Here is a 5993-nt window from a genome sequence, read left to right as displayed (position 1 = left end):
CTTTGCTTAAGGTAAACGCTCCTTTTTTATACCAATATTATGGATAATAACAGCAATAAATCTTTTATCACAAACAAAAACCAACTGCTAAAGGATGTAATTAATAATATCCTTCCTAAATCTAATTCTGTGGATATATTGGTGGGCTACTTTTATTTCTCAGGTTACCAAGCGCTCACCGAAAATCTCAAAGATAAGCACGTGCGAATACTAGTGGGTATGGATATTGACACAACCATCCACCAAACTTTTCAAGAAATTGCAAGGCGTGGAGATACTACACCGTCACGCAATCAGATAAAGGAAGAGTATTATTCGTCACTAATTAAAGTGATCAACGAAACTAATGCAATAGACACTGCTGAGGGACAAGAAATATTCAAGCAATTTCTATCTAAAATCCTCGATGGCTCTTTACAAATAAAAAAGACCAACGAACCATGCCATGCGAAAATGTATCTTTTCTCATACAGTGACGCATTCGATGAGGGAGGAAACGAGCCTGGTACTGTCATCACAGGCTCAAGCAACTTATCGTACGCTGGGCTTGAAGGCCGATACGAAATCAATGTGAGGTGCAAAGACAGCTATGCATACCACGATGCTAGTGAAGTTTTTGAAGAGTTGTGGAGGAGTGCTGTGCCAGTGGTGAATAAGGAGGTCTTTGCTGAATTTAAGGATTTAGTATTAGAGCATGTTTGGTACGAAAAACTATACAACCCCTATCTAATGTACTTGAGGGTCATACACGAGTATTTTAGCATTTCCACACGCGACAATATACTCACTCCAAGGGATATTACCCGAGGTCAGTATCACAATCTTAAGTATCAAACCGATGCTGTGAAGATGGCCATTAATGCTGTTGACAATCATAATGGGGTGATCATTTCTGATGTCGTCGGACTTGGTAAGAGTATCATTGCCTCTACGGTAGCTAAAAACATAGGTCTTCGTACCATTATTATTGCTCCACCTCACTTGTGTATGCAGTGGGAAGATTATATGGAGCAATTTGACCTCGGTGGTAAGGTCTTTAGTAGCGGTACGATAAAGGTCGCCTTGGACTATTACCGAAGGCATAGTGAATATACCGACAAAAAATTTCTGATCATCGTTGACGAAGCCCACCGCTACCGCAATGAGTACACGGAGGACTATACCAATCTCCACGATCTATGTCAAGATAATAAAGTAATCCTTCTTACCGCCACCCCATTCAATAATAGGCCATCTGATATTTTCTCAATGCTAAAGCTGTTTCAGGTGCCATCAGCTTCTACTCTAAATACGGTAGATGACCTTGGCGAGTCTTTTAGATATCTGATAGCTAAGTATCAAGAGCTAAATAAAGAGAAGAGAAACAACATCCTGACGGCCGAAGAGGTTAAGAAAGGGGTAGACTTGATTGCTAAAGAGATTAGGACGATCATTAGTCCTCTAGTAATCAGGCGCTCTCGCATTGACTTGATGGAGATCCCAGAGTACAGGAAAGACCTACAGCGTCAAGGTATTGAAGTGATGGTACCTGAAGCACCGGAGGAGAAAAACTACTCGCTCGGTTTGCTTCATCAAACTTACAGACATACTTTGGAGTGTATATCTCCCGAAAACATAGAGTCTATTACCAATGAAAACTACTTTAAAGCTGCCAGATATTCTCCTGTAGCATACATCAGAGAGGAGTGCCAAGATGCTTTAGAGGAGGAGCTTCTCACCGAGTATGATGTAGAGCTCAATTTGCTGATCGGACGACAAGTAAATACAGCCAAGTTTATGCGTCGTCTTTTGGTGAGCCGATTCGAAAGCTCAATCTATGCGCTGCAGCAGTCCATTAACTATATGATTTCATCCTATCAAAACATCATAAGGTGGATTGAAGAAGTAGGGAAAATACCGGTGTACAAAAAAGGAGTGCTTCCAAGTGTGGAAGATTTCTATGAATCCTCGGACGAAGGCTATGAGGAGATTACAGAAGCATTTGAGAAGTATACCGAAAAGGGTTTCTTTATGATCAAAGCCGAGTATCTCTCAGATGAGTACTTGCAGGACCTCCAGTCGGATCTTAAGCTTCTTAAAGATATTCGAAATGATTGGTTCTCAGATAATAATAAGATTGAGTATGACCCCAAGCTCAAAGAGTTCAAGGCGCAGTTGGTCGAAATGCTTCGAAAGGAGCCGAATCGGAAAATAATAGTATTTTCAAGCTACGCCGATACGGTAGATTACTTAGGTAGGGAGCTTTCATCGCTTAAGGCAGAGTACGGTTTTGGCGTTCTTAAGTACACGAGCAGCGATGCCTCAGCCACAGTTAAAGAGATTATTGCCCGAAACTTTGATGCTGGGATACCTTCGTCAAGACAGTTAAATGACTTTCAAGTACTCATAGCCACCGATGCTATCTCAGAGGGGTACAACCTCCACCGTGCTGGAGCTATATTTAATTATGATATACCATACAACCCCACAAGGGTTATACAGCGAATAGGACGTATCAATCGTGTCAATAAAAAAGTATTTGATAAGCTCTATATATATAACTTCTTCCCTACAGAGATAGGTGAAAAGGAAACCCGCACCAAAGAGATATCGACTCTAAAGATGGCTATGATTCATGCCATTATGGGAGAGGATACTAGAGTGTTGACTCAAGACGAAGAGGTGCAAGCATTCTTTACCGAGAGATACAAGCAAGAAATGGGTAAGACCGAGGTGGAGTCGTGGGATAGCAAGTACCGAAAGTTACTTGACGAAGTTAAGGGTACCGAAGCTTATGATGAAGCCCTAGAGATTCCCTATCGCGCACGTACGGGGAGGAAGGTCGAGAAGGAGCACAGTGGTGTAATCGTTTTGGGCAAAAAAGGCAAAGACTATATCTTTAAGATGCTAAAAAATAATGAGGTAACATCCATCCCTATTGAGGAAGCACTGGCCATTTTCGAAGCATCTATTGACGAGCCAGCCGTGAAGCTAACAGATGGGTTTGATGAAGAATATCAGACCATTAAAGCTCAACTCTTTACCAAATCAGATAAGTCTAATGACAAGCGATTGTCTGTGGCTATAGATAAAGTAAAGGTAATGATACATGATCCAAAACTTAAGGCGAAAGGCGTCTCAAAAGAGTACTTTAAGGACTTACTAAGAGTGCTCCAAGCAGATGGGCTATCAGGTTATGAAGTACGGCTCATTAATAAGCTGAAACCAGATGAATTTGAGCACCTTCCAGAAATGATAGGGCAAAACTACCTCGATAGGATCATCAATGTAAAGAACAGCATAGATGGAGGAAAGGAGTCACTAATACTTGCAGAGGAAATCATAAAATAATTTTATTCAACCATGGGCTACACATTTGACAAACCATATAGTAGAGATCACTTTTTAACCTACCTTCAAGACTACTTTTTGCCAGACGATTTCCAACCTTCTGTGCAAAGTGTACCACTTGTAGGGAATATGAAATATACTACAGAGGCAACACTCCTCGGACACTCCGAAGAGCTCGACCTCAATGTATATGAAATCAAGCACAACTCCATCCATGATGCTAGAGTAGGTCTCTCCAATGATGCATTTAGGTTTCTCGCCAGCCACCAAGTACAGCGAGCACTCGTGGCCTTTATACCGTTGAATGGACAGACTAATAACTATAGATTTTCTTTCATAGAGATATCTCTATCAATCACAGACTCAGGAGCTGTAGAGCGAAGCTATTCCAATCCTCGGAGATACTCATACTATCTTGGGAAAGGCATCGCCACTTATACAGCCCACAAGTACCTATTGGCACAAGGGAGAGTAACAGACATCGATGACCTTCGCAATAGATTTAGTGTGGAAGTGCTCACCAAGGCTTTTTACACAGAGCTCTCAGATTGGTATGCTTGGGCGGTCAAGAAAATTAGTTTCCCTAATGATCTTATGAACCCATCCGATGACCAACAATACAATGAGATAGGAGGTATTAGACTCATCACTCGGCTTATATTTGTATGGTTCCTTAAACAAATGAAGCTTGTGCCAGAGGAGTTTTTTGATGAAGCCTATATTGCCGATAACCTAATTGAAAACTTTGATCCACACAGACAGTATACCCTATTCGGCAAATCGGAAGAAGGTAAGTACTACAAAGGAATTCTCCAAAATCTCTTCTTCGCTATGCTTAATAGCCCTATAACAGACGGAAGTGGTCAATTGGTAAGGAGATTTAGTAAGAGAAATAACAATGACCACTCTAATCACAAACTGATGAGGCATGAAGACTTCTTTATCAATCCTGAGCTTTTCTTAGAGTTGGCCAATAGTACTGTACCTTTTCTCAATGGTGGTCTATTTGAGTGTCTCGACGACTCCACTGTCGATATGTATTTTGACGGTTTTTCCGACAACCCTAAAATACATAATAGCGTAATCGTACCAGATTATCTATTCTTTGGCGAAGAAGCAGGTAAAGACATTGACCTTTCAGAATGGTACGGAGATAAAAACAAAAAGAAGGTAAGTGCCAGAGGCATAATAGATATCCTCAAACGATATAATTTTACTGTTGAGGAAAATATGCCTTTTGACCAAGAAGTTTCGCTAGATCCAGAGTTGTTGGGAAAGGTATTTGAGAATCTACTTGCATCGGTCAACCCAGAAACCAAAGATACAGCGAGAAAGGAGACCGGTTCCTTCTATACCCCGAGGGAGATAGTCCACTTTATGGTAGTAGAGAGCCTCTTGGTACACCTAAAGAAAAACGTGTCTGACGATATTGAAGATGAGCTTAGAAAGCTCCTTGATATCAATAACCACGAAGTCCTCCTCGATGAGAAAAGACGAAAAGAGATAATTGAAGCCCTATTCAAGACCAAGATACTTGACCCCGCTTGTGGCTCAGGGGCATTCCCAATGGGTATGCTCCAACAAATGGTGCATCTACTCAATCGGCTAGACCCAGAGAACACTTTATGGAAAGAGCTGATGATCAAAGAGGCATCAGATGCCAGCTCCAAAGCATTTAAGAGTGAGAGCCAAGAAGAGCGCAACGACATTCTTAAGGATATCAACCAAAGTTTTGATGAGAGCCTTAATCGTCCCGATTACGCCCGAAAGCTATACGTCATAGAACACTGTATATACGGTACTGACATACAGCCAATCGCTATACAAATTAGCAAATTACGGTTCTTTATTTCATTAGTAATAGATCAAATAAGGACCAATGACCCCACAGATAATTTTGGTATTCGTCCACTTCCAAACCTCGAGACAAAGTTTGTAGCAGCCAATACCTTAATGAAGGTGGAGAGTAAAATGCTGGCAGATACTCGTTTGGTGGATCTTCAAAGCAAGTTACAAACAGCTTACCACAAGATATTTGCAGCAAAGACATTCCGAACCAAAAAGAAGTACAAGGAGATCATAACCTCACTACGAACTGAAATGGCTGATATGCTTAAGGAGGATGGAGCATTCTCAACCGAGACCATCAACAATCTTGCCAAGTGGGATATGTTTGACCAAAATACCTATGCTCCATTTTTCGACCCAGAATGGATGTTAGGAATTAATGAGGGCTTTGATATCGTTATAGGTAACCCTCCTTATATACAAATGCAAAAAAATAAAGGGGAGCTATCCAACCTATATAAGTCATACAACTACGAAACATTCGAGCGTACAGGAGATATATATTCCTTATTTTACGAAAGAGGGTGGGAGCTACTTAAGCCCAATGGACATCTCTGCTACATCACATCCAATAAATGGATGAGAGCAGGGTATGGAAAGAGTACACGCCACTTTTTTGCCACAAAAACCTATCCAAAAATACTTGTTGACTTTGCAGGGATTAAGATTTTTGAGAGTGCTACAGTCGATACCAACATTTTACTCTTTGAAAAGCTTGGCGAGGGACAAAAATATACTGCCCCAACGCTTTCTTTAGTCACCAAAAAGAGTGATATAAATAGCACGGGCAATTTGAGCGTTTACCTTAAGCAAAG

Annotated in this window: 2 protein-coding genes; both read left to right on the top strand. The window is 41.0% G+C overall.

What is annotated here, in order from left to right; genetic code table 11:
• Positions 1–39: 39 nt before the first annotated feature.
• Complete coding sequence (locus A3GK_RS0109820) at positions 40–3330, top strand: helicase-related protein (protein WP_018029277.1); 3291 nt, start codon at positions 40–42, stop codon at positions 3328–3330.
• Positions 3331–3459: 129 nt separating this feature from the next.
• Positions 3460–5993, top strand: a 2534-nt coding sequence (locus A3GK_RS10850; protein WP_244860749.1) for an Eco57I restriction-modification methylase domain-containing protein, incomplete at its 3' end; no start/stop codon positions are given.

This window comes from Porphyromonas somerae DSM 23386 (genome assembly GCF_000372405.1).
Taxonomy (GTDB): Bacteria; Bacteroidota; Bacteroidia; order Bacteroidales; family Porphyromonadaceae; genus Porphyromonas_A; species Porphyromonas_A somerae.
This window is presented reverse-complemented; position numbering and strand designations above follow the sequence as displayed.

What these genes read in the sequence shown, in the direction of transcription:
- A3GK_RS0109820 (WP_018029277.1), top strand. Translation starts at nt 40, where the DNA reads ATGGATAATAACAGCAATAAATCTTTTATCACAAACAAAAACCAACTG.